Here is a 1105-nt window from a genome sequence, read left to right as displayed (position 1 = left end):
GGGCGTTCCCAGTCGGGGTGGCCGTGGGCGGCGGTGGGGTCGCCGCCGTCGGGGGCGAGGAAGTCGGAGATGACCACGCGGAGGCCGCGGCGGGTCTGGCCGCGGTCGAGCGAGGTGATGGCGGCGGCGAGGTCGCGTGGGGCGGTGCCGCCGGTTCCTCCGGTTCCTCCGGTGCTGTTGCTGGGGGCGCCGTCGTCGACGGATCGGGCGTCGAGGCAGGCCTGGAGGAGGGCGTAGAGGGCGGCTTTGCCGGTGCGGGCGGGCCAGCGGCGGATGCCGTCGGTGTGCAGGAGGTAGGCGCCGGCGCGGTCGCCGAGGCGGACGGTGAGGAAGCCGACGGCGGCGAGGGCGGCGACGGCGAGGTCGCGTTTGGTCATGGTCTCGGTGCCGAAGTCCATGCTGGGGGTGAGGTCGACCAGGGCCCAGGCTTCGAGTTCGTGGTCGGCGATGAGGTCGCGGACGTGGGGGGTTGTGGTGCGGGCGGTGACGGCCCAGTCCATGTGGCGGACGTCGTCCTCGCCGGGCTGGTAGAGGCGGGCTTCGGCGAGTTCGGTGCCGGGGCCGGGGAGGAGGCCGAGGTGTTCGCCGTTGAGGAGGCCGTCGAGGCGGCGGGTGACCTGGAGTTGGAGGCGGCGCAGGGTGCGTTCGGGGGCGAGGTGGGCGATCTTGCCGCTGCGCCGCTGCCGGCCGGTTCCCGTCATGCGGTGGTCACCGCCGCTGCGGAGTGGTTCCACACGACGCGGGGCGGGGGGACGGCGGTGAGGATCTGGGCGATGACGTCGGCGGCGTCGACGCCGTCGGCGAGGGCGTCGAAGGTCAGGACGAGGCGGTGGGACATGACGTCGCGGGCGACGGCGCGGACGTCGTCGGGGAGGACGTAGTCGCGTCCGGAGAGCAGGGCGAGGGCGCGGGCGGCGGCGGCGAGGCCGAGGGTGGCGCGGGGGCTGGCGCCGATGTCGATGACGCCGCGCAGGTCGGGGAGGCGGTACTGGTCGGGTTCGCGGGTGGCCATGACGAGGCGGACGATGTAGTCGGCGATGAGTTCGTGGACGGAGACCTCTTCGGCGGCGCGCTGGAGTCCGGCGAGGCGGTCGGTGTCGAGGAT

The 1105-nt window shown here is 74.6% G+C and carries 1 protein-coding gene and 1 pseudogene; both read right to left on the bottom strand.

Annotated features, from left to right (window positions below; genetic code table 11):
- On the bottom strand, positions 1-701 hold a 701-nt coding region (locus E1266_RS37375; RefSeq protein ID WP_132055320.1), incomplete at its 3' end, for a DUF58 domain-containing protein.
- A pseudogene (locus tag E1266_RS37370) lies at positions 698-1105 on the bottom strand (ATPase); the annotation flags it as partial. The pseudogene E1266_RS37370 and the gene E1266_RS37375, both read right to left, overlap by 4 nt.

The sequence above is a fragment of the Actinomadura sp. 7K534 genome (assembly GCF_004348575.1).
Taxonomy (GTDB): domain Bacteria; phylum Actinomycetota; class Actinomycetes; order Streptosporangiales; family Streptosporangiaceae; genus Spirillospora; species Spirillospora livida.
The sequence above is the reverse complement of the archived record's forward strand: the minus strand, read 5'-3'. Positions and strand labels throughout refer to the sequence as shown.